This window comes from Roseateles sp. P5_E1, from assembly GCF_054049335.1.
On record NZ_JBFUMN010000001.1, the window covers coordinates 188,409 to 209,115 of the forward strand.

Below are 20,707 nucleotides of genomic sequence, written 5' to 3' on the forward strand. Positions count from 1 at the left end.
CGCCTCATCAACGGTATGCACCCACGACGGCGCTCATCCAACAGGCAAGAACGCTACGCACCCGCCTGAGACGCGGTGGTGCACGCTGCCGGCGTTGCTCCTCTTCGTGGGCATGAGCCCACTTCATCGTCGCGCCTTGTCAGCGCACCCCACCGCGTCTCCTTCGGGCGCGTCCAACTGCCGTTTCTAGGCTCGCCATGCACACCCTGACCCGCCCCCAAGTCGATGAGTTCCAGGCCGAGCTCGACGCCATCCGCGCCGGCGTCATGAACTCGCTCGGCCAGGCCGACGTCGACCACATCCGCAAGATGATCGCCCTCTGCCGCGTCAGCGAGGTGGGCGGCCGCGCGCTGCTGCACTTCGGCGTCGGCCCGCTGAGTTGGGTCGCCGGTGTGCTGGCCCTGGCCCACGCCAAGATCCTGGACAACATGGAGATCGGCCACAACGTCATGCACGGCCAGTACGACTGGACGGGCGACCCGGCGCTGAACTCCCAGACCTTCGAGTGGGACATCGCCTGTGACGGCGAGGCCTGGCGTCACTCCCACAACGTCACCCACCACACCTACACCAACATCCTCGGCAAGGACCGCGACCTGGGCTACTCGCTGCTGCGCATGACGCCCGAGCAAAAGTGGAAGCCGCGCCACTGGCTGCAGCCGCTGGCCAACCTGATGCTGGCCCTGGGCTTCCAGTACGGCGTCGGCTCGCATGACCTGGAGCTGGGCCGCTACAAGCACGGCGCCATCCCCAAGCCCGTGTTCAAGGAGCGCCTGAACCGCTTCCTCGGCAAGGTGGGCAAGCAGTGGTTCAAGGACTATCTGCTGTTCCCGGCGCTGGCCCTGTGGAGCGCGCCGCGCGTGCTGGCCGGCAACTTCGCGGCCAACCTGATCCGCAACCTGTGGACCTATGTGGTGATCTTCTGCGGCCACTTCACCGAGCATGTGGCCATCTACCGGCAGGAGGACTGCCTGAACGAGACCCGGGGTGACTGGTATCTGCGCCAGCTGGCCGGCTCCAGCAACCTGACCGGCGGGCGTGCTTTTCACATCCTCACCGGCCACCTGAGCCACCAGATCGAGCACCACCTCTTCCCCGACATGCCCGCCCACCGCTACGTCGAGATCGCGCCCCAGGTGCAGGCGCTGTGCCGCCGCTACGGCCTGCGCTACAACACCGGCAGCCTGTTCAAGCAGTACCTCACCGTGATGAAGCGCATCCTGGTCAACACCTTGCCACCCAAAGCGGCCGTGGCCTGAAGATTCAGGCAGGATGCAGGTCCGATCACCGACCTGCACCGCCATCATGGGCAACCGACTTTCACAGATCGCCACGCGCACCGGCGACGACGGCACCACCGGCCTGTCCGACGGCAGCCGCGTGCCCAAGACCCATTTGCGCGTCGAGGCCATGGGCGACGTCGACGAGCTGAACTCCAACCTCGGCCTGCTGCTGGCCGAGCCCCTGCCCGACGACATCCGCGACCTCATCGTCACCATCCAGCACGAGCTTTTCAATCTCGGCGGCGAGCTGTCCTGGCCGGGCGGTGAGCTGTTGAAGGACGCCGCCGTGCTGCGCCTGGACGAGGCGCTGGAGCACTACAACGAGCATCTGCCACGGCTCAAGGAATTCATCCTGCCGGCCGGCACGCGCAGCGCCGCGATTGCCCATGTCTGCCGCACGATTGCCCGCCGCTCCGAGCGCGCCGTCATCCAGGTGGCCGCCACAGAGGCCGTGCGCGCCGCACCGAGGCAATACCTGAACCGCCTGTCCGACCTGCTCTTCGTGCTGTCCCGCGTGCTCAACCGCGCCAACCTCGACGGCCTGGGGGGCGACGACGTCTACTGGCAGAGCGAGCGCATGAAACGTCTCGATGCTGCCGAGAATTGAACCGAGGAGGCTCCATGAAGATCACCGGCCAATGCCATTGCGGCAGCATCCGTTTCACGGCAACGGCAGACCCTGCCAAGGTCTTTGCCTGTCACTGTGCCGACTGTCAGATCATCTCGGGCGGCCCCTTCCGGGCGGTGGTGTCCATACCGGTCGAGCAGGTCGAGCTGCAGGGCACGCCCAAGCAGTATGTGAAGGTCGCAGCCAGCGGCAACCGCCGTGCACAGGCCTTCTGCGGGGATTGCGGCACCCAGCTCTTCGCCACGGAAGCCGACGTACCCAAGACGCTGAACATCCGCCTGGGCTGCGTGAACGAGCGCGCCCAGCTCAAGCCCGTGGTGCAGGTCTGGAAAGACTCGGCCATGCCCTGGCTGCCTGAGCTGGACAGCACCCCGGCTCACATGCGCGGCCGCGACAGCCCGCTAGCCTAGCGCTTGCGCCGGCCCCAGACCTTGTAGGCCAGCCAGGCCCAGCGCAGCCCGCGCCAGAGCTTGCCGCGTCGGTCTGCCCCCGCGCCGGCAAACAAGGCCGCTCCGCCGCCGGCCGCGGCGAGCACGATGGGGTTGGACAGCAGATCGCGCCAGGCCAGGATGCGCAGCACCCAGCCGTCAGCGCGCTGGCCGATATCGTCCACCGACAGTGCAGCCTGGCCGCGCATCAACTCGGAGGCCAGCAGCAGATTGGCCTTGCGCTCGCTGCGCAGAGCCGGGTCGGCCGGGATCCTGGGGATCATGGCCCTGGCCGGCGCAGCGCTTCGGCGTCAGCGCGCAACTCACCGATGCTGGACTGGAACAGGCTAGCCGGCTGATCGATCAGCTTCTTTACCTTGAGCACGGCGACGACGGCCGCAGCGATCAGAACGACCGTGCCGCCGCCCAGAGCCAGCAGCCGGTGATCGTCCCAGAAGGCGACCGTGATCAGCACCAGCCCCATCAGCAGGCCAAAGCCCGCCAGCAGCGCGGCCAGCACCGCCCAAAGCAGCAGGCTGGCGATACGCTCCTTCTCCTCCTGGGCCTCGATAGCAAACAGCTCAAGCCGAATGCGGCTGAGCGTCAGCAACGACACCCCGAGCCGCCGCAGCGGCGCGGAGACGGGTTCCTTGGCGTCGCTCAAGCGGGGCTCAGCGGCGGCCGATCAACACGCCAATCGCAAGGCCCACGGCTGCCGCGGCACCGATGGCCTGCCAGGGGTTGGCATGCACATAGTCGTCGGTGGCGACGGCGGCATCCTTGGCGCGCTGGAGGGCTTCGTGCTGGGCGTCCAGCAGCTTGTCCTTGGCACCGGACAGCCGGTCCTGGATGCGGGCGCGCAAGGCCTTCACCTCGCCGTCCGCCTTGTTGGTCGTGGCCGTCATCAGCGCGTCGATGTCTTCCATCACCGCGCGGAAGTCCGAGGCCAATTTTTCCTTCGCCTGGCTGGTATCACTCATCGCTGGCTCCTTGATCGGGGGATCAAACACGCTTGCAGCCTAACGCGATTGGACATGGCCTGACATGCCCCACCACGATTGAAGCGGGCTTGTCCTACAAGGCCGCGGCCGCTTGCCGCAAGCGCTGCGCATAGGCCTCGCGCAAGGCGGCCGGCGCCAGCACCTCCACCTGGCCGGCATGGCGCAGCAGGTCCATCAGCAACTCGGTGTCATCGACATAGGGCAGGCGCAGCCGCCAGCGGCCGTCGGGCAGGAATTCGCTCTGCTGGGCCGGGTGCCATTCCTCGCGCGACACCCAGGCCGCCGTGCCGGCGCTGAAGACCAGCTCGGCCTCGCGCGGCGTGCCACCGGCGAAGATGCCATAGCCCTGGTCGAGTTCCGCTTCCAGTTCCGCCAGTGGCACAGGCCGGGCGTCGGCGTCCAGCAGCGTCGCCGCCTCGATGCCGTCCAGGGCAAAGCGGCGATAGGCGTCGCTGGCATGGCACCAGGCATCCAGATACCAGGCGTGGCGATGATGCACGAGGCGCTGCGGCGAGACCTCGCGTTCGCTGCCCGCCCCATCGCGTTTCTTGCGGTAGCGGATGGCCAGGCGCTTGCGCTTGACGACGGCGCTGCCCACGGTCTCGAAGCTGTCGCTGGCCATGCGCCGGCGTGCCGTGCCAATCAGCCTGACGCGCCGCCGCAGCTCATCGGCCTCGGCCGCATCCACGCCCAGCATGCCGGTGATCTTGTCGAACATGGGCTGCAGGTGGCGGCCCACGACACCCTGCTCATCCAGGCCGGCCAGCATCTGCTGCATGGTCAGGAGGGCGTGCAGTTCGGCCTCGTTGAACCAGACCCCCGGCAGCTCATGCTTGCCGCCACGCCACTGCTGGCCGAAACGGTAGCCGTTCTCGGCAGCGTCGTACTCGATGGGCGCGTCCAGCCGCTCCCGCAGGTAGGCCAGGTCGCGCTTGAGCGTGGCTGGCGACACCTCCAGCGCCGCTATCAACTCGGCAAAGGACACGCAGCCGCGGGAGCGGATCAGCTGCTCGATCTTGTAAAAGCGTTCGGTGCGGTCCATTCGGGTTTTCTCAGTGCCCCGACCGCTGGCATCTCTGCACACTCGGCGGGCTTGAATCGGCCAACAAATCAATAGCCTGCTTCACGGATGCCAAACATCCGGGAGCAGGCAGGGAGAGTGACATGAATCCGTCGACATCATTCTTGCGTCAAATCTGCGCGGGACTTTTCTGGGCAGCCCTTGGCGCCGAGTGCATGGCTGCAGCGCCGACCTATTCGGTCACACCGCTGGCCGTGCAATCGCTATATCCCACCAGCTATGCCAAGGACCTCAACAACGCCGGCCAGGTGACTGGGCTGGCCTATCTGCCCAATGCCAATGGCGCGACGTATAGCTTCCTGTACGGCAGCGGCAACACGGTAAACATCGGCGGCCTGGGCGGGACCAATCCGCTGGGCAACGGGTACAGCCCCACCGACGCCCAAGCCATCAACGACGTCGGCCAGGTGGTGGGCGGGTCCTATTCCAGCAGCTATCCCGACATCCGTGCCTTCCTCTACAGCAACGGGCAGATGACCGACCTGGGCACGCTGGGCGGAAGCTTCAGCCAAGCCTACGGCGTCAACAACGCGGGTGAGGTCGTAGGAATGTCGGTCACCGCCGGCAACAAGAACTCCGCGACCTTCCTCTACAGCGGCGGGCAGATGATCAATCTGGCCACCCTGGGCGCCAGCTTCACCGACGTCACGGCCATCAACAACCACAGCCAGATCCTCGGCACTGCCGGCGGCCATGCGGCCATCTTCAGCCAGGGCGCAATGACGGACCTCGGCACCTTGGGGTCGGCCCTCAGTATTCCGGCGGCCATCAACGATGGGGGTCAGGCCACCGGATATTCCTACACCGCGGACAGCTTCACTCGCGCCTTCCGGTACAGCGGCGGGCAGATGATCGATCTGGGCACCCTGGGCGGCTCCTACAGCCAGGGCAAAGACATCAACGCCGCGGGCGACGTCGTTGGCATTTCCAACAACGGCATCGACGGCTTCGGTCATGGCTTCCTCTACACGGGCGGCACCATGTACGACCTGAACAACCTGGTCGGCTCGTCCGACTGGCTGATCGGCGAGGCCCAGCGGATCAACGACAACGGAACCATTCTTGCGTCCGGCTGCCATCAGCAGCAGGGCTGCATGTCCGTGCTCCTCAGCGTGACCAGCGTGCCCGAACCGGGCTCAATGGCCCTGACCCTTGCGGGGGTCGCCGTGGTGGGCGCCAGGCTGCGCCGGCGCCGCGGCTGAGTTTCCGTCGGCCTTCCGAAGGGCACCTTACGGTGCCTTTTTTATGCGCATCTGATTTTTTTCACAGGGTAGATCACCTATTGAGCTACCTGGCTCACAAACTGATATCCAAGGCCCGCGACTCTCAGGCGTGCCTCTCAATCAGGAGTCAGTCATGCAAGCCGTCATCAACGCCCAGATCACCCCCCGCCTCCAGAGCAGCCCGCTGGTCCAGTTCGACCTGGACATGGACGACACCTCTGCTCTGGTCAGCGCCCACGAGCGCACCGGCCTGGYCCTGGGCCGCGACTACGCCCTGCATGGCATCACGCCGCCCATCGCCCATCTCTACCCGCAGTCGCCACTGCAGCGCGGCTGGCTGGCCTCACGTGGCCGCCCGGTGCGCACGCCGGCCAGCCCGCAGGTCGAGCGCTGGCTGGCCCTGCGCACCCACGCGTGGGCACGCGGCCGCAGCTTCGAGGACATCCAGCTCACGCCGCACCATCTCGCCCAGCTGGAAACCCAGCACTGCCCCATCAGCCGGGAGTTGCTGGACGGCGAGAGCACCAGCATCGACCGCGTCCGCGACGATGCCGGTTACGCGGCCGGCAACCTGACCGTCATGAGCCGCCGCGCCAACCGGGCCAAGGGCCACCGTGGCTACGCTGCGCTGGCCGACATGGCCGCCAGCTGCGCCGCCGGGCCCATCACGCGCATTGGCGGCCTGGCCGAGGCCGAGTGGCAGCGCCTGGCCGTGCTGGCCAGCTTTGTCACACCGCTGAGCCACGAGCAAGCGGCGCTGATCCCGCTGCACGTGCTGCCGCCCAACCGGCTGCGGCTGTTCAACCCCATCCAGGCCCTGCAGGCCCTGGTCACGCGCCAGCTCGCCACGCCCGGCTGGAGCGCCCGCCTGAGCCGCCTCGAGGCCCTGCTGCCGACCGACACGCTGCGCACCGACTTCAACCGCTTCCTGCTCGCCCTGGCCCCTCGCGTGCTGGCCGCCGCCGAGCTGCAGGAACCGCACCAGATCCGCTGGGCACTTGAAGATGCCTGGACTCTGCCCCTGGTGCAAAAGCGCTGGGCTCGTTTCGCCCTGCAGCTGACCGCCGAACAGGCAGAAAACCTCGTCGAACGTGCGGCCGCCAAGAAGCTCAGCCCCGTGCACATCCAGCGCCACGACGACGCCACTGACGGCTGGGCCCTGGCCACTGGCGGTTACGCGGCTTGAAATAGGACCCCTCGTCCAGTCTCGCCCTGCTGAACGCGGGCGCGCCTGACCGGTCCCCCGAGGGGACGGCGACGCTTGCGGCGTTGAGCCGCAAGCACTTCGCCAGCGCGGGCCGGCTAGGGAGCGGCCCGGCGCTCGGCCCGGAACACCCAGATACCTTGACGACAGCACCAAGGAAAAGACAAAGCGCCCCGCAGGGCGCTTTGCTCACGGTGCGATGGCCTCAGACGAGGGAGCGATGCAGTCGGATCTCTTCGACACGCGCACCGCCGACTTCGGAGGTGCGGGCGCTGCCGAGTTCACGCTTGAAACCGGCCAGCTCAAAGAAGCGCAGGGCGCGCTCGTTGCGCAGATAGCACCACAGCGTGGCCTTGGTGCAGCCTTCTTCCTGCAGGCCGTCGCGCGTGGCATCCCACAGCGCCAGGCCGACGCCCTTGTCCCAGTGCACCGGGTCGGCAAACATGGCCCAGACCTCGCCGGTCGTGGCGGGCGTGCCCTTGTCGCGGGAGCGATCGAAGCCGGCGAAACCCATGATCTTGTTGTCCAGATGGGCAACGATGACCTGCGGCTCGCAGAGGTCGATGGCCTCACGCCAGAAGGCTTGGCGCTTTTGCACCGACATCGCATCCAGCGCGGCGGCGGGCAGGAGGGCCTTGTAGGCGTCCTGGCTGGCAGCGACATGGATCTCGGCGATGGCCTTGGCATCGCGCAGGGTGGCGGGGCGAACCTGGATCACGGACATGGAACTCTTGGCAATAGCACGGGACGAAAGGGCGCGATTGTCCTAGCCCGATGATGAGCTGCAGGGTCTTGACAGAATTTTTTATCCGCTCAAGCAGCCAAGGAATTGGCGCGACAGGCCTTCACATGGTCGACCAGGCCGCGCCTGAGCCAGCGCAACGGCGTGCGCTGCAACTCCAGCATCAGTGCGTGATCCACAGCGGCGTCGCCCAGGTCCAACGCAAAGCGTCGCGCGACCTCGTTCTGAACCTTCAGTAACAACTCCGCCGTCACGCGAGCATCGGCCATCGCCCGGTGGGCACGGCCGTCGAAGCGGATGTCATGGAACTGCGTGATCGCACCCAGGCCGTGGCTCTTGGCCTCGGGCCAGAGCCGGCGCGACAACAGCACGGTGCAGGCGAACTCATGGGCCGGGTCGCGCGCCACACCGGCACGCTCCATCTCGGCCTGCCAGAAGCCACGGTCGAAAGAAGCGTTATGCGCGACGAGCGGGCAGCCCTGGGTGAAACGGGCCAGCTCGCGCATGACCGTGGCCGAGTCCGGTGCGTTGGCCAGCATCTCGTTGCTGATGCCGGTCAGGGACTGAATAAAGGGCGGCACCCAGGCGCCGCTGTTTATCAGGCTGCTCCAGGCGTCGACGACCATGCCGCCACGCACGAGCACGGCAGCAATCTCGGTGGCACGGCCGCCGCTGGTGGGCCCGAGGCCGGTCGTTTCGAAGTCGACGACGGCGATGGTTTGCGTCATCTTCGTCAAGACTTCTTCGGTGGATGCCTGGGCGGGTGTTTCAGGGCATTCATTGCCAGCTTGCGCTCGACGGCGGCATCCAGGTCCACGCCGCCATGGTCGGCAATCTGCACGAGGTACAGCAGCACGTCCGACAGCTCTTCGCCGAGATGGCGGCGCTGGTCGTCGCTCAGGCTCTGGGATTGCTCGGGAGTCAGCCACTGGAAGATTTCCAGCAGTTCGGCGGCCTCCACCGTCATGGCCATCGCGAGGTTCTTTGGCGTCTGGTAGGGCTGCCAGTCGCGGTCGCTGGCGAACTGGCGCAGACGCTGCTGCAGGGTCGGAATGTCCATCAGGGGAGCGCGTGTGAGGGTCGTTGCATCGCCGAAAGTGTCCCGTGTATTCCTAAACAGTATTCAAGATTTCAAAGGTAGTGGTCGTAGTAGTGCACCGCCTGCGCTGTGGACAAGGGCAAAAAGTCCTTGGGGCACAAGCGCTTGGCAGCCGCACAAGCCTGTGCGCCGTAGCCTGATGGATTGACCCTCGATTGGGAACAACTTCGCGAAAGGTCGTCGGCCTGTGGATATCTGCCCAGTTGTGCCAGAACCATCCACAGACTTGCCCAAGGCGGTACAGCCCCTGTGGATCGCGGCGCTTGCGCAGGCCTTCCCCAAGCCGTCGGCGTTGTTTCTTTACGCGGAATGAGGGGAAAAACGAACGACCGTTCTAAAAAGCTGCGGCTAGAGTTGCGCTCCCGAATTGAATGCACTGCGATGTTGCGGTGTCGCCTAGGAGACAACAATGAAACCCTTCCTCACCCGGATCGCCGCCGCATCGGTGGCGCTGTTGGGCAGCTTGCTGGTGGCGGGCTGCGGTGGTGGTGGTGCGACGGCGGATACGACGCCCAAGTTCACTCCCACCAGTGTGGTGTCCTTCGGTGACAGCCTGAGCGACCAGGGCACCTACAAGGTGGGCACGGTTGCCGCCCTGGGCGGTGGCCAGTACACCGTCAATGGCGTTGGCCCGCATTGGGTGGAACGCATTGCCACGCTTTACGGCCTGCCCAAGCCCTGCCCGGCCCAGCAAGGCCTGGACGGCCTGGCTTCCCAGGGGTTCAGCGTGCCCGTCAAGAACAACGCGGGTTGTTTCGCCTACGGTCAGGGTGGCGCGCGAGTGACCAACCCGGTCGGCCCGGGCAACAAGCTGCTGGGTGGTTCCAACGCCGTGCTGGGCCAGCTCACGGTGCCCGTCGTCACGCAGATGCAGAACCACCTGACGGCAGTCGGTGGCAGCTTCAAGGGCACCGAGCTCGTCTTCGTCTATGCCGGTGGCAATGACGTGTTCATCAACCTGGCCACCGTGCAGGCCACCATCGCCGCTGGCGGTGACCCGACGGCCGCTGCCACCAAGGGCGTGGCCGAGATGGGCAAGGCCGGTGCGGAACTGGCCGGCTACGTCAAGGCCCTGGTGGTGGGCAAGGGTGCCAAGAACGTCGTGGTCATCAACCTGCCCGACGTGAGCCTGACGCCTTTCGCCAAGAGCCTGCCCGCAGCCACGCAGGGCCTGATCCTGCAGATGGTCAATACCTTCAACGACCAACTCAAGACCGGCCTGGCCGGCGCTGATGTGGGTTGGGTTGATGCCGCTCAAGGGGTGCGTGACCAGATTGCCGATCCTGCGAAGTTCAGCCTGAGCAATGTCACCACGCCGGCCTGTGATCTGAGCGCGGCCAAGAACCCCTTGGGTTCGTCGCTGGTCTGCAGCGCCAACAACGTCATCAGCGGCGATGTCAGTCACTACCTGTTCGCCGACTCCGTCCACCCCACCCCGTTCGGGAATCAATTGCTGTCGCAGGTGGTGTCCCTGGAACTGGCTCGCAAAGGCTGGCTCTGAGTCCGCGTGACCCTTCAGGAGAACTTCATGAACATCAAATCCCTGCTCGCAGTCACCCTGCTCTCCGCCACCGGCCTCGTTCACGCGCAATCGGCCGGCAGCATCGTCGTCTATGGCGGTGCCGCACAGATCAACCCGCATGTCGACAGCGGTGATCTGACCGCGCCCAGCCTGGCGGGCACCAAGGTCGACGTGAAGAAGGCCAGCTCCTTCGTCGGCGGCGTGACTTACTACTKGACCGACAACATCAGCATCGATCTGCCGATCGCGCTGCCGTTCAAGCACGACGTCGTTGGTGCTGGCGCCATCGAAGGTTCGGGCAAGCTCGGCACGGTCAAGTCCCTGCCGATGACGCTGCTGGCCCAGTACCGCTTCGGCGACGCCAACAGCAGCTTCCGTCCCTTTGTCGGCGCGGGCGTCACCTATGGCTACTTCTTCAAGCCACGCGCCACGGCCGCACTGTCCGGCCTCACCGGTGGCTCGCCCGCCAGCCCGACGACGCTGTCCATGAAGAGCCGCTTCGGCACGACCATGGAACTCGGTGGTGCCTTCAACATCACCAAGGACTGGTCCGCCAGTCTGGCAGTCACCAAGACCTTTATCAAGACGACCGGCAGCCTGTCTACTGGCCAGACCATCGAGACGACGCTGGACCCGGTGTCCGTCAAGTTCGGTATCGGTTACCGCTTCTGATTCGGCTTCGGTCGATCACCCAGAAGGGAGCCTGCGGGCTCCCTTTGTCGTTCTGGCATGTCAGGTTTGTCGATCATGGTCGACTCATGCCCCATGAAGCTGACTGCCCTGCTCCTCGCCATGGCCACGCCTCTCGCCGGCGCCCAAAGCTGTCCTGCTACAACCGTGCAAAGCGGCGCGACGGTGCCGCGCGTCGTCGAGCTCTACACGTCGGAAGGCTGCTCCTCCTGCCCGCCGGCGGACCGCTGGCTGAGCGGCCTCCAGGGCCAGCCCGGCGTCATCACGGCGGCCTTTCATGTGGACTATTGGAATGGTCTCGGATGGCCGGACCGCTTTTCCAGTCCAGCCTTCACCGAGCGGCAGAAGCAGGGCGTGGGCGTTAATGGCTCACGCTATGCGTACACACCGCAAATCGTCATCAATGGGCGGGATTGGCGCAGCGCTTCATTGCCCGCGGCGAGTGCCGAGCCGGCTCGTGTACGGTTGGGCTGGAGCCGCAGCGCGAGCGGCGAACTGAAGCTCAGTGCGGAGGCCTTGCCTGGCGCGCCCGCGCACGTCCAGCTCTGGTGGGCTCGCGTCGAGGACGGCCACCAAAGCCGCGTGCGCGCCGGCGAGAACCGTGGCGAGACGCTCAACCACGACAGTGTCGTGCGGGAATACGGGAAGCTGCCGCTCTGGGAGGGACGGGGCCCGGCGCAGTGGGCCGTGCCGGTGAAGGCCGCCGAACCTGGCCACGCCAGCCGCTGGCTCGCGGTAGCCGTGGATGTGCGCGATGGCCACACCTTGCAGGCCGTCGAGGTAGGTTGCTGAAAACGGGAAGTCCTCCGACACGGGGCAACCCCGCAGGCGATCAGACTTGGCCATCCCCGCTGAATCCCGCAAGGCCATGCGAATCCACCCTCTTGTCATGCTGGCTGCCGGCGTTGCCGCGCTGAGCGCTTGCGGCAGGTCGGTCGATAGCCCCGCGGCAGCACCGGTGCCAGCATCGGCTGCTTCGGCATCCAAGGCGTCCAGCCCCTGGGTCGGCCGATGGCACGGCCCCGAAGGCACCTATCTGGAGATCACCGGCGGGCCTGGAACCTACAGCGTCACGGTGCAGAACCTGGATGGTCCACGCAGCTTCGACGCCAAGGCCGGCACCGACACGCTCGTATTCACGCGTGATGGCGTGCTCGAAACCATCCGCGCCGGCAGCGGCCCCGAGACGGGCATGAAATGGCTGGCCGACAAGCACGACTGTCTGATCGTGAAGAGCGGCGAAGGCTATTGCCGCGGCTGATCAGGCGATGCCGACGACCTTGTGCATCTGCACCGACAGCCGCCACTGCGGATGGGCCATGCAGTAGGCTACGGCCGCCTTGGTGTGCTCGCGCTGCAGCACCGAGTCCATCGGCTGCAGGAAGAAGTTCTGGAAGTCCAGGTTGGCGAACCGCTCCGGCTGCGCCAGCGGCTGTGGGTAGACCAGCTTCAACTCGTGGCCCGAGGTCAGCACCAGCGGCGCATCGGCCTTGGGGCTGACGCAGATCCAGTCCAGCCCCGGCGGCGCGGGTTGCGTGCCATTGGTCTCGACAGCGACCTCGAAGCCGCGGGCGTGCAGGGCGTCGATCAGCGGCGTGTCCAACTGCAGCAGCGGCTCGCCGCCGGTACAGACGACGTAGGGACGACCACCGCCGGGCCATGCTTTGGCAATCGCATCGGCCAGCGCATCGGCAGTCACGAATTTGCCGCCGCCCTCGCCATCCGTGCCCACGAAATCGGTGTCGCAGAAAGTGCAGACCGCCGTCGCGCGATCCTGCTCGCGGCCGGTCCAGAGGTTGCAGCCGGCAAAGCGGCAAAAGACCGCCGCGCGACCGGCCTGGGCGCCTTCGCCCTGCAGCGTGAAGAACAGCTCTTTGACCGAATACGTCATACGGGGATCAATTCTTCGGAGTCAGCCCGGCTGACGATGGCACCCGAGCCGCGCGTCTCGTACAGATCCACGCGGTCGATCTGCGGCAGTACCGCGCCGCCCTCGCGCAGCACCCAGGCTGCAATCGAGGCCACGTCACCGTCGGGCAGATTGGCAATCTCAAACAGCGGGTGATGGTCCAACCGTTTGAAGATGGGGTTGAACAGCGACTTCACGTCACCGAAGTCCACCGTCCAGCCCATCACCTGGTCCAGCGGCGCAGCCAGGTGCAGCCGCAGCGTGAAGGTGTGGCCATGGATGCCGGCCAGCGGATGGCCAACGGGCGCGTGCTTCATGCGAACGGCGCTGTCCAGCGTCATCTCCTTCCAGATGCGGTAGCTGCTGCCATTGAAGTTGGCGCCGCTGGAGCCGGTCTCGTAGACAGTCACCCAGCTCAGCTCCGGCAGTTCGGGCTTCAGCCTGTCCCACAGCCAGGCCGAGATGTTCTCGCTGGTCGGGTTCTGCAGCCCCGCGATGTCGTTCAGGCAGCGGTAGTTCAGCGCGAAGTGCAGTGGCGCCCAGACCTCGTCGAGGTGGTCGTAGTCGATGGACAGGTCGCGCTCGCCGAGGTCCGCATTCGCATGCAGGATGACCTCGAAGCCATGGCCGTGCATGCGGCCGCATTGGTGGCCAGCCGGTACATTCGGCAGCTGGTGAGCGGCCTGGAAGCGGTAGCGCCGCCAGACATGCGCATGGCCGGCGCCGTCCAGGTCCACGCCGCTGTGTTGGGTGCTTTGCACGCCCACCTGCACGATGCCGGGCACGTCCAGCCGCTGGCGTACCCAGCGCGCCAGGTTCTCGTCGGTCGGCTCGGCCAGGTGGTCGTTCAGCAAGGCATGATCCAGCGGCGCCACGGTCTCAGTCATGCGCGCACGCAGCGCCTCGACCTCGCCACCCTGGAAAGCCGCCCAGCCGGCGGGCAGGGCCGTGCGGACGGTGGCGAAATAGCTGTGGCCATGCAGCCCGTGGCTGCGGTGCGAGGCGGGCAGGGCGGAAATGCGGCAGGCCGACTCGAAGCCGGCCGAGGCACAGTGCAACACGGAGACAAGGGACATGCCCCGATTGTCGCGCCCACCCCCAAAACCCTGCTTGACTTGAAGTGGGCTTGAGCTTTTAGTCTTCCCCGCCATGAATCTTGCTGACCCCATCGACGCGCCGGCCGGCGCGTCCGAAAAACTCTTTGCCCCTGGCCGCAGTGCCGCCTGCATCGGCGCCATCGCGCTGATTTCCATGCTGGCCTTCGAGTCCATCGCCGTCGCCACCGCGATGCCGGCCGTGGCTGAGGCCTTGCAGGGCCTGCCCTATTACGCCCTGGCCTTCGGCGCGACGCTGGCCACCTCGGTGCTGGGCATGACGGCGGCCGGCCAGCTCTGCGACAAGCGCGGCCCCTATCGCGCCGCGCTGGCAGGCCTCGCGGCCTTCCTGGTCGGCCTGCTGCTGGCGGGTTTTGCGCCATCCATGCCCGTGCTGGTGCTCGGCCGCGCGCTGCAGGGCCTGGGCAGCGGCGTGCTGGGCGTCACGCTGTATGTCGGCGTCGGCCAGGTCGTGCCGCAGCAACTCCACCCCAAGATGTTCGCCATGTTCGCGGGCGCCTGGGTCGTGCCCGGCCTGGTCGGGCCGGCGCTGGCGTCCTTCCTCGTGCAGTTCATCGGCTGGCGCTCCGTCTTCCTGGTCGTCGCAGCGGCCGTGCCCGTGGCGGCGTTGATGATCCTGCCGGCCCTCAAGCGTGTGGGCTCGGGCACCGGTGACGAGCTGCGCTGGGGTGCGATGCGCTGGGCCTTGCTGGCCAGCGCGGGCGCGCTGACGCTGCACAGCGCCAGCCAGCAGAGCGGCACCAGCTCGGCCTTGCTGTTCGCGGCCGGCCTGGTGGCCGCCGGCATCGCCGCCCGGCTGCTGCTGCCCGCCGGCACGCTGAGGGCGGCGCGTGGCCTGCCGACGGTCATCCTGCTGCGCGGCCTCATCGCCGCGACCTTTGCCAGCGCCGAGGCTTTCCTGCCGTTGATGCTGACCCAGCACTTCGGCTGGAGCTTGACCCAGGCCGGCATCGCGTTGAGCGCCGGCGCCGTGACCTGGAGCATCGGCAGCGCCTTGCAGGCGCGCGTGCAGCGGCCCGAATCGCGGCGGCTGTTGCTGCCGGGCGGCTTCACATTGACGGCGCTGGCGTTGACCCTCGTCATCGCGCCGTTGCTGTTCGCCCTGCCCTCCGCCCTGGTCTTTGCGGGCTGGACCCTGGTCGGCCTGGGCATTGGCCTGTCCTTCCCCATCCTGTCGGTGCTGCTGCTCAAGCTGTCGCCGCCGGAGCAGCAGGGCAGCAATACCTCGGCGCTGCAACTCTGTGATGCGCTGACCAGCAGCGCCGCGCTGGCCCTGGCCGGCCTGCTGTTCGACCCCGTCACGCGCCAGGTCTTGCCGGTCCTGCTGCTGGCGCTGGGGCTGGTCACCGTCGCTGCCTTGATCAGCCCCCGAGCCCAACCCAACAACCACTGAAAACGCTTTCTGCTGGTGGCACACTGCGCCGTCTTCCGCGGGAGAGGTGCATGGGTTTCGTGACGACGCGCAGCTTGGCCAGGGACTACGACGTCATCGTCGTCGGCTCGGGCGCCGGTGGTGGCCAGACGGCCTACACGCTGGCGCTGGAGGGCGTGAAGGTGCTGATGCTGGAGGCAGGCCGCAACTACGACTTCCGCACCGAGACGCCGATGTTCCAGACCAGCGCGGACGCGCCGCTGCGCGGTGCCGGCACGCCGGACAAGCCCTTCGGCTTCTACGACGCGACGGTGGACGGCGGCTGGCAGGTGCCCGGCGAGCCCTACACGCAAGCTTCCACTGACCCCCAGCAGCGCTTCGACTGGTGGCGCTCACGCATGCTGGGCGGCCGCACCAACCACTGGGGCCGCATCTCGCTGAGAAACGGCCCCTACGACTTCAAGCCCTACAGCCGCGACGGCCTGGGATTTGACTGGCCGATCGGATACGACGATCTGGCGCCCTACTACGACAAGGTCGAGATGCTGGTCGGCATCTACGGCAGCAACGAGGGCCTGGAGAACACACCCGACTCGCCCGAGGGCTGCCTGCTGCCCGCGCCGGCGATGCGCGTGGGCGAGCGCCTCATCAAGAAGCATGCGGCGACGCTGGGCGTGCCCGTCGTGCCCATCCACCGCGCGGTGCTGACGAAAAAGCTCGACGACGCCCGCATCCCCGCCCTGCTTCACCCCGGCAACCCGCGCGCTCACGGTTTGGTCGCCCAGGCCATGCGCGACCGCGCCGCCTGCTTCTGGGCCACGCCCTGCGGCCGCGGCTGCAGCATCGGCGCCACCTACCAGAGCCCGGCGGTGCACCTGCCGCCGGCGTTGGCCAGCGGCAATCTGGACGTGCTCTGCGACGCCATGGTCTACGAGGTGACGACCGCCGGCGGCAAGGCCAGCGGCGTGCGCTTTGTCGACCGCAAGACCGGCAAGCACATCAAGGCCAAGGCCCGCGCCGTCGTGCTGGCGGCCAGCGCCTGCGAATCGGTGCGCATCCTGCTGAACAGCAAGCCGGGGGGCCTCGCCAACGCCAGCGGCAAGCTCGGCCGCTACATCATGGATACCGTTGGCAGCGACCTGTCGGGCCAGGTGCCGGGCCTGGAAGCCTTGCCGCCCCACAACGAGGACGGCGCCGGTGGCGGCCACGCCTATTCGCCCTGGTGGCTTTACCAGCAGCAGGGCCGCGACTGGCACAAGAAGCTGGGCTTTCCGCGCGGCTATCACATCGAGATCAGTACAGGCCGGCGCATGCCCACCTCGGGCACCGGCGCGGGCTTGGAGTGGCTGACCCAGGGCAGCTATGGCGCGCGCTTCAAGCAGGACGTGAGGCGGCTGTACGGCTCCTTCGTCCACTTCGCCGGCCGCGGCGAGATGATCCCCAACGAGCAGTCCTGGTGCGAAATTGACCCGGCGGTGAAGGACCGTTTCGGCATCCCGGTGCTGCGCTTTCACTGGCAGTGGGCCGAGCACGAGACCCGCCAGGCTGCGCACATGCAAAAGACCTTTGCCGACATCATCACCGCCATGGGCGGCCGCGTGCAGGACGGCGGGCCGGAACTGGACGGGGCCAAGGCCATCGCGCCGGGCGGTTCCATCATCCACGAGGTCGGCGGCGCCATCATGGGCGCGGATGCGCGCAACTCGGTCACGAATGGCTGGGGTCAGACCTGGGACGTGCCCAACCTCTTTCTGTCCGACGGGGCGCCCTTCGCGTCCAACGCCGACAAGAACCCGACGCTGACCATCATGGCTCTGGCCTGGCGCCAGGCGGACCACATCGTCGAACGCATGCGCAAGAAGGAGCTCTGAGCATGGACCGCAGACAGACCCTGCAATGGATGCTGGCCGCCAGCGCCGCCATGGGCGTGGAGGTGTCGGCCGGCGCTACGCCCGCTGCGCGCAAAGGCAGGGGCTATGGCACGGATCCTCAGCTCACCAGGACCTACCGCAGCGGCGAGCTGTGGCCGCTGACCTTCACGGCTGATCAGGCGCGCGCCGCGCAGGCGCTGTGTGGCCTCATCATCCCGGCCGACGAATACTCACCCAGCGCCGCGCAGCTCAAGGTCCACTTCTTCATCGACGAGTGGATCAGCGCGCCCTACCCAGATCAGGTCAAGGACAAGGACGTCATCGTCGCGGGCCTGGGTTGGCTGGACGCCGAGAGCCGCTTGCGCTTCGGCAAACGCTTCGCCGAACTCGATGTCACCGCGCAATCGCAGATCGCCGACGACATCTGCTGGGTGCAGAAGGCCAAGCCCGAGCGCGCCGCCGCGGCACGCTTCTTCAAGCGCTTCCGCGACCTGACGGCCGGGGGCTTCTACACGACGCCCGAGGGTTCGAAGGACCTCGGCTTCGTCGGCAATGTCCCATCCGTCACCTTCGACGGCCCCCCTCTCAAAGTCCTTCAGATCGTCGGAGTGGGATGAAACTGCCCCTCGCCCAGTCTTGCCGCGCTGCACGCCGGCAAGCCCAGTCGGTCTTGCAGACCGCGCTGCGGCAGTGCCGCAGCCCTTCGGCAGGCACATTCCGTCCACTGGACGGGATGTGTCCGGCCTCAGCCCCCGAGGGGACGGCGATGCGTGCCGGTTCGACCGGCCCGCACATCGCCCAACGGGCCGGCTCGGGAGCGGCCCAGCGCTCGGCCCGAACACCAATTCATAGGACACCGATATGAAGACCACCCTCCTCGCAGCCAGCCTCGCTGTCGCCACCGCTGCCCACGCCGCCGACATGAATATCAACACGCTGAGCGCCGAAGAAACCGCCGCCGGCTGGAAGCTGCTGTTCGACGGCAAGACGCTGGAGAACTGGCGTGCGAGCGACGCGCCCGGGAGCTTCAGCGTCAAGGACGGTGCCCTCATCGTGCAGGGCCCGCGCTCCCACCTCTTCTACGTCGGCCCCGTGCAGCAGCACGACTTCAGGAACTTCGAGTTCAAGGCCGACGTGATGACCTTTGCCAAGGCCAACTCCGGCGTCTATTTCCACACCAAGTGGCAGGACGTCGGCTGGCCCAGCCTGGGCTACGAGGTGCAGGTCAACAACTCCCACAGCGACCCCAGCCGAACCGGCGGCCTGTGGGGCGTGCAGGACTTCCCCAAGGTCATCGCCCCCGACGGCCAATGGTTCACGCTGACCATCCGCGTCGAGGGCAAGCACGTCACCACGTTCGTCGGTGCCGAGAAGACAGCCGACTACACCGAAGAGTCGCCCATCGTGCGCAAGAAGGGCTTGGAGCAGCGCTACCTCGCCAGCGGCACCTTCGCGCTGCAGGGCCACGACCCCGAGAGCACGGTGCACTTCAGAAATATCAAGGTGAAGGTGCTGCCCTGAAGACCGGCGACCTTCAGCCGCACCTTGCCAGCCGCCGCCGGGCCCAGGGCAGCACGGCCAGGCCGGCCAGCATCAGGCCGTAGGTGGACGGCTCCGGCACGGCCGCGGTCATGAAATGGCCCGAGGCCGACGTGGCCGTGACGCCCATGGGCAGGTCCCAGTTGAAGCGGGCGGTGTGCGAGAAGTCTGCCACCGCGCCGCCTTCGGCGAACACGGACAGCGAGCCATAGATGTAGACCACCAGCGATTGGCCATGCGCCGGCACCAGGAAGGTGCTGCTGATCTCGCGTGAACTGTTCTTGGCGTCGAGCGTGATGGCGTTGCGCCAGCCCTCGGGGTTGGTACCGACATAGAAGCGACTGGTGGCCGAGGAGCCGCTCCACCATTTGCCGCGTTTGGTCTCGCCCTCGACCGACCAGCTCCAGCTGACCGGGTCGCCCGGGTCATGGCTCTCGTCGGCCTGCAGCGTGATCTTGTCGTAGAACCAGGCGTCGGCGCTGGTGCCCCAGTTGCACGACAGCATGTCGGGCCGGCAGCCCTTGGGCAGCGTCGGGTTGTTGCTGGACCAGGCCAGGGCATGCAGGCTGCCCGTGTTCAGCGACGCCTCGGCGGAAGCCTGCACGTTCACGTTGGCAAAGCTGTTGCTGACGTGCGACTGGCCGGCACCGCCGGCGGTCTGGCCGCCCGCGCTGGCGTGAACACCGGAAGTGGCGAAAGGCTGACCGGCCGCCGCATTCGCGGTCAGCACGGCCGAAGCCAGCAAGAAGGGGGTCAGGAGCAGTTTCATGGCGGTGATGGCAGGGTTGTTGACGGCCCGAAGTGTGTTTTTCAGGCCCTCCCGGCGCATCGCCCGCGAAGAGCCACGTGAGAGCCATGGCGCTGTCATAAATCCATGGCTCCCCATGGGTGATGCGCCGCTGGCGCCTGCGGCCGACGATGCCGGCCACCACATCCCTGCCGGAGTTCTTCCCCATGCCTTCACATCCCACCGCCCCGAGGCTGCTGCTCGCCCTCGCCGCCTTCAGCCTGCTGGCCGACACCACGCAAGCGCAAACCGCTCAGCAGCGCCGCCTCGTGCTCGACGTCGAACTGCTGCGCCAGGGCCCCGTGCAGGCCGGCGCGGACCGCGGCGAGCAGACGCTGAGCCAGCGCTGGCAGTTCAGCGCCCTGTTGCAGAGCGACGGCACGCCCATCCCCTACAACCCGCTGGACCCCGAAGATCACCGCCGCCAGGCCGAGGCCGCCCAGCGCGTGGCCGCGGCTGCCCCCGCCGCGCCTATGCCCGACTGGCGTGCCATGCAAGCCAAGGCGCAGGCGCTGCAGGCACGCTGCGGGCAGGACAGCGCCTGCCTGATGCGCGAGGCGTCGGCCTTGAGCGCGGGTGCGATGCCCGGCGTCAACCGCGGCAGCCAGGGCGTCATGCAGGGCTATGGCCAGGCGGTGGCCGCCTGCGAGCGCCAGCCCGCCGGCAAGGCCCGCGACGCCTGCCGCGCCGACGCACGCCGCGCCGCCGGTGGCGGTGCCGATGCACCCGAGGACGGCGGCCCGGCCACGCCTTACTTGCTGTTCACCGGACCGATGGCCTGCAACCTGCAGTTGAGCGCCAAGCTGGACGAGCGCGTGCAGGGGCGCTTCAACGATGTGCAGGGCGTTGTCCCCTTCACCGAGACGGCCCAGGGCAGCGAGACTCGCCGTGACGATGCGCCCTGCCCGACGCTGCAGGCCGTGCTGGACACCCGCAACGGCCGGGTCTGGACGGCGCTGGGCCTGGTGCCGCAGGATGTGCAGGGCGTGCAGACCCGCGAGGAGGCCAATCGCCGCAAGCAGCGCCACGAGGGCCGCATCGGCCTGCAATGGCGCGAGGCCCAGCCCTGGCTGCAGCAGCGTCTCGTGCAGCTCAGTTCAGAGGGCCAGGATCAGGCGCGCCTGCCGGCCGGCACCGGTCAGGCGGAGATCAAGATGAAGTGGAGCTTCAGGCCGGCTTGAACGGAGGTCCCCTCTCTTGCGGGCCGAGCGCC

At 67.2% G+C, this 20,707-nt stretch carries 24 protein-coding genes; 14 read left to right on the forward strand and 10 right to left on the reverse strand.

Annotated features, from left to right (window positions below):
- Positions 1 to 197 precede the first annotated feature (197 nt).
- Genes ACXJKJ_RS00960 through ACXJKJ_RS00970 form a run of 3 tightly spaced genes read left to right on the forward strand, consistent with a single transcriptional unit; the run spans position 198 to position 2,321 of the window.
- Complete coding sequence (locus ACXJKJ_RS00960) at positions 198 to 1,259, forward strand: fatty acid desaturase family protein (protein ID WP_457388579.1); 1,062 nt, start codon at positions 198 to 200, stop codon at positions 1,257 to 1,259.
- Between the two features lie 46 nt (positions 1,260 to 1,305).
- Positions 1,306 to 1,890 (forward strand): cob(I)yrinic acid a,c-diamide adenosyltransferase, encoded by a 585-nt coding sequence (locus tag ACXJKJ_RS00965; protein WP_457388581.1) that lies wholly within the window; start codon positions 1,306 to 1,308, stop codon positions 1,888 to 1,890.
- Positions 1,891 to 1,904: 14 nt separating this feature from the next.
- Positions 1,905 to 2,321: a GFA family protein gene (locus ACXJKJ_RS00970; RefSeq protein WP_457388583.1), complete on the forward strand. Its 417-nt coding sequence runs from the start codon at positions 1,905 to 1,907 to the stop codon at positions 2,319 to 2,321.
- On the opposite strand, the gene ACXJKJ_RS00975 is transcribed toward ACXJKJ_RS00970, so the two are convergent.
- The 4 genes from ACXJKJ_RS00975 to ACXJKJ_RS00990 all read right to left on the reverse strand — a co-directional run bounded on the left by ACXJKJ_RS00975 (position 2,318) and on the right by ACXJKJ_RS00990 (position 4,382).
- The gene (locus ACXJKJ_RS00975) at positions 2,318 to 2,623 is read right to left on the reverse strand and encodes a hypothetical protein (protein ID WP_056191011.1); all 306 of its coding nucleotides are present in this window, start codon (positions 2,621 to 2,623) and stop codon (positions 2,318 to 2,320) included. The two genes, ACXJKJ_RS00970 and ACXJKJ_RS00975, sit on opposite strands and share 4 nt — an antisense overlap.
- On the reverse strand, positions 2,620 to 3,003 hold the full coding sequence (locus ACXJKJ_RS00980; protein ID WP_457323798.1) for a phage holin family protein: 384 nt from the start codon (positions 3,001 to 3,003) through the stop codon (positions 2,620 to 2,622). The genes ACXJKJ_RS00975 and ACXJKJ_RS00980 overlap by 4 nt, the downstream gene beginning before the upstream one ends.
- Positions 3,004 to 3,010: 7 nt before the next feature.
- Positions 3,011 to 3,319 carry a DUF883 family protein gene (locus tag ACXJKJ_RS00985; protein WP_056191014.1) on the reverse strand — a complete coding sequence of 103 codons (309 nt, stop codon included), beginning with the start codon at positions 3,317 to 3,319 and terminating at the stop codon, positions 3,011 to 3,013.
- Between the two features lie 94 nt (positions 3,320 to 3,413).
- Positions 3,414 to 4,382, reverse strand: coding sequence for a helix-turn-helix transcriptional regulator (locus ACXJKJ_RS00990; protein WP_457388584.1), 969 nt, complete (start codon positions 4,380 to 4,382; stop codon positions 3,414 to 3,416).
- A gap of 194 nt (positions 4,383 to 4,576) precedes the next feature.
- Here ACXJKJ_RS00990 and ACXJKJ_RS00995 point away from each other — a divergent pair, with 194 nt between their 5' ends.
- Together ACXJKJ_RS00995 and ACXJKJ_RS01000 are read left to right on the forward strand one after the other, a co-directional pair.
- Positions 4,577 to 5,623, forward strand: a complete 1,047-nt coding sequence (locus ACXJKJ_RS00995) for a PEP-CTERM sorting domain-containing protein (RefSeq protein WP_457353330.1) — start codon at positions 4,577 to 4,579, stop codon at positions 5,621 to 5,623.
- Positions 5,624 to 5,777: 154 nt separating this feature from the next.
- The gene (locus tag ACXJKJ_RS01000) at positions 5,778 to 6,830 is read left to right on the forward strand and encodes a hypothetical protein (RefSeq protein WP_457388586.1); all 1,053 of its coding nucleotides are present in this window, start codon (positions 5,778 to 5,780) and stop codon (positions 6,828 to 6,830) included.
- A 223-nt stretch (positions 6,831 to 7,053) separates the two neighbouring features.
- Here the strand turns inward: ACXJKJ_RS01000 and ACXJKJ_RS01005 are convergent, their stop codons facing one another.
- The 3 genes from ACXJKJ_RS01005 to ACXJKJ_RS01015 all read right to left on the reverse strand — a co-directional run bounded on the left by ACXJKJ_RS01005 (position 7,054) and on the right by ACXJKJ_RS01015 (position 8,650).
- Positions 7,054 to 7,572, reverse strand: coding sequence for a GNAT family N-acetyltransferase (locus ACXJKJ_RS01005; protein WP_056191021.1), 519 nt, complete (start codon positions 7,570 to 7,572; stop codon positions 7,054 to 7,056).
- Positions 7,573 to 7,661: 89 nt separating this feature from the next.
- The gene (locus ACXJKJ_RS01010) at positions 7,662 to 8,318 is read right to left on the reverse strand and encodes a 3'-5' exonuclease (protein WP_457388588.1); all 657 of its coding nucleotides are present in this window, start codon (positions 8,316 to 8,318) and stop codon (positions 7,662 to 7,664) included.
- Positions 8,319 to 8,323: 5 nt separating this feature from the next.
- Complete coding sequence (locus tag ACXJKJ_RS01015; protein ID WP_457388590.1) at positions 8,324 to 8,650, reverse strand: nucleotide pyrophosphohydrolase; 327 nt, start codon at positions 8,648 to 8,650, stop codon at positions 8,324 to 8,326.
- A gap of 448 nt (positions 8,651 to 9,098) precedes the next feature.
- Here ACXJKJ_RS01015 and ACXJKJ_RS01020 point away from each other — a divergent pair, with 448 nt between their 5' ends.
- The 4 genes from ACXJKJ_RS01020 to ACXJKJ_RS01035 all read left to right on the forward strand — a co-directional run bounded on the left by ACXJKJ_RS01020 (position 9,099) and on the right by ACXJKJ_RS01035 (position 12,162).
- Complete coding sequence (locus ACXJKJ_RS01020) at positions 9,099 to 10,190, forward strand: SGNH/GDSL hydrolase family protein (RefSeq protein WP_457388592.1); 1,092 nt, start codon at positions 9,099 to 9,101, stop codon at positions 10,188 to 10,190.
- A gap of 27 nt (positions 10,191 to 10,217) precedes the next feature.
- Complete coding sequence (locus tag ACXJKJ_RS01025) at positions 10,218 to 10,883, forward strand: OmpW/AlkL family protein (protein WP_457388593.1); 666 nt, start codon at positions 10,218 to 10,220, stop codon at positions 10,881 to 10,883.
- A gap of 93 nt (positions 10,884 to 10,976) precedes the next feature.
- Positions 10,977 to 11,693 carry a DUF1223 domain-containing protein gene (locus ACXJKJ_RS01030; protein WP_457388595.1) on the forward strand — a complete coding sequence of 239 codons (717 nt, stop codon included), beginning with the start codon at positions 10,977 to 10,979 and terminating at the stop codon, positions 11,691 to 11,693.
- A 76-nt stretch (positions 11,694 to 11,769) separates the two neighbouring features.
- Positions 11,770 to 12,162, forward strand: a complete 393-nt coding sequence (locus ACXJKJ_RS01035) for a hypothetical protein (protein ID WP_457388597.1) — start codon at positions 11,770 to 11,772, stop codon at positions 12,160 to 12,162.
- Here ACXJKJ_RS01035 and queE read toward each other — a convergent pair whose 3' ends face one another.
- Both queE and ACXJKJ_RS01045 read right to left on the reverse strand, forming a co-directional pair.
- On the reverse strand, positions 12,163 to 12,792 hold the full coding sequence (gene queE, locus ACXJKJ_RS01040; RefSeq protein WP_457324095.1) for a 7-carboxy-7-deazaguanine synthase: 630 nt from the start codon (positions 12,790 to 12,792) through the stop codon (positions 12,163 to 12,165). It lies immediately after the preceding gene.
- Positions 12,789 to 13,886 carry a 6-carboxytetrahydropterin synthase gene (locus tag ACXJKJ_RS01045; RefSeq protein WP_457388599.1) on the reverse strand — a complete coding sequence of 366 codons (1,098 nt, stop codon included), beginning with the start codon at positions 13,884 to 13,886 and terminating at the stop codon, positions 12,789 to 12,791. The genes queE and ACXJKJ_RS01045 overlap by 4 nt, the downstream gene beginning before the upstream one ends.
- 73 nt (positions 13,887 to 13,959) lie before the next feature.
- Between ACXJKJ_RS01045 and ACXJKJ_RS01050 the strand changes: the two genes are divergently transcribed.
- From ACXJKJ_RS01050 to ACXJKJ_RS01065, 4 genes are all read left to right on the forward strand, one after another.
- Positions 13,960 to 15,318, forward strand: coding sequence for an MFS transporter (locus tag ACXJKJ_RS01050; RefSeq protein ID WP_457388601.1), 1,359 nt, complete (start codon positions 13,960 to 13,962; stop codon positions 15,316 to 15,318).
- 50 nt (positions 15,319 to 15,368) lie between these two features.
- Positions 15,369 to 17,168 carry a GMC family oxidoreductase gene (locus ACXJKJ_RS01055; protein WP_457388603.1) on the forward strand — a complete coding sequence of 600 codons (1,800 nt, stop codon included), beginning with the start codon at positions 15,369 to 15,371 and terminating at the stop codon, positions 17,166 to 17,168.
- Between the two features lie 2 nt (positions 17,169 to 17,170).
- Positions 17,171 to 17,785 (forward strand): gluconate 2-dehydrogenase subunit 3 family protein, encoded by a 615-nt coding sequence (locus ACXJKJ_RS01060; protein ID WP_457388605.1) that lies wholly within the window; start codon positions 17,171 to 17,173, stop codon positions 17,783 to 17,785.
- 244 nt (positions 17,786 to 18,029) lie between these two features.
- Entirely contained in the window at positions 18,030 to 18,689 is a 660-nt protein-coding gene (locus tag ACXJKJ_RS01065; protein WP_457319758.1) for a 3-keto-disaccharide hydrolase, read from the forward strand.
- Between the two features lie 13 nt (positions 18,690 to 18,702).
- On the opposite strand, the gene ACXJKJ_RS01070 is transcribed toward ACXJKJ_RS01065, so the two are convergent.
- The gene (locus ACXJKJ_RS01070; RefSeq protein WP_457388607.1) at positions 18,703 to 19,476 is read right to left on the reverse strand and encodes a PEP-CTERM sorting domain-containing protein; all 774 of its coding nucleotides are present in this window, start codon (positions 19,474 to 19,476) and stop codon (positions 18,703 to 18,705) included.
- Positions 19,477 to 19,661: 185 nt separating this feature from the next.
- Here ACXJKJ_RS01070 and ACXJKJ_RS01075 point away from each other — a divergent pair, with 185 nt between their 5' ends.
- Entirely contained in the window at positions 19,662 to 20,675 is a 1,014-nt protein-coding gene (locus tag ACXJKJ_RS01075) for a hypothetical protein (protein WP_457388609.1), read from the forward strand.
- Positions 20,676 to 20,707: the final 32 nt, after the last annotated feature.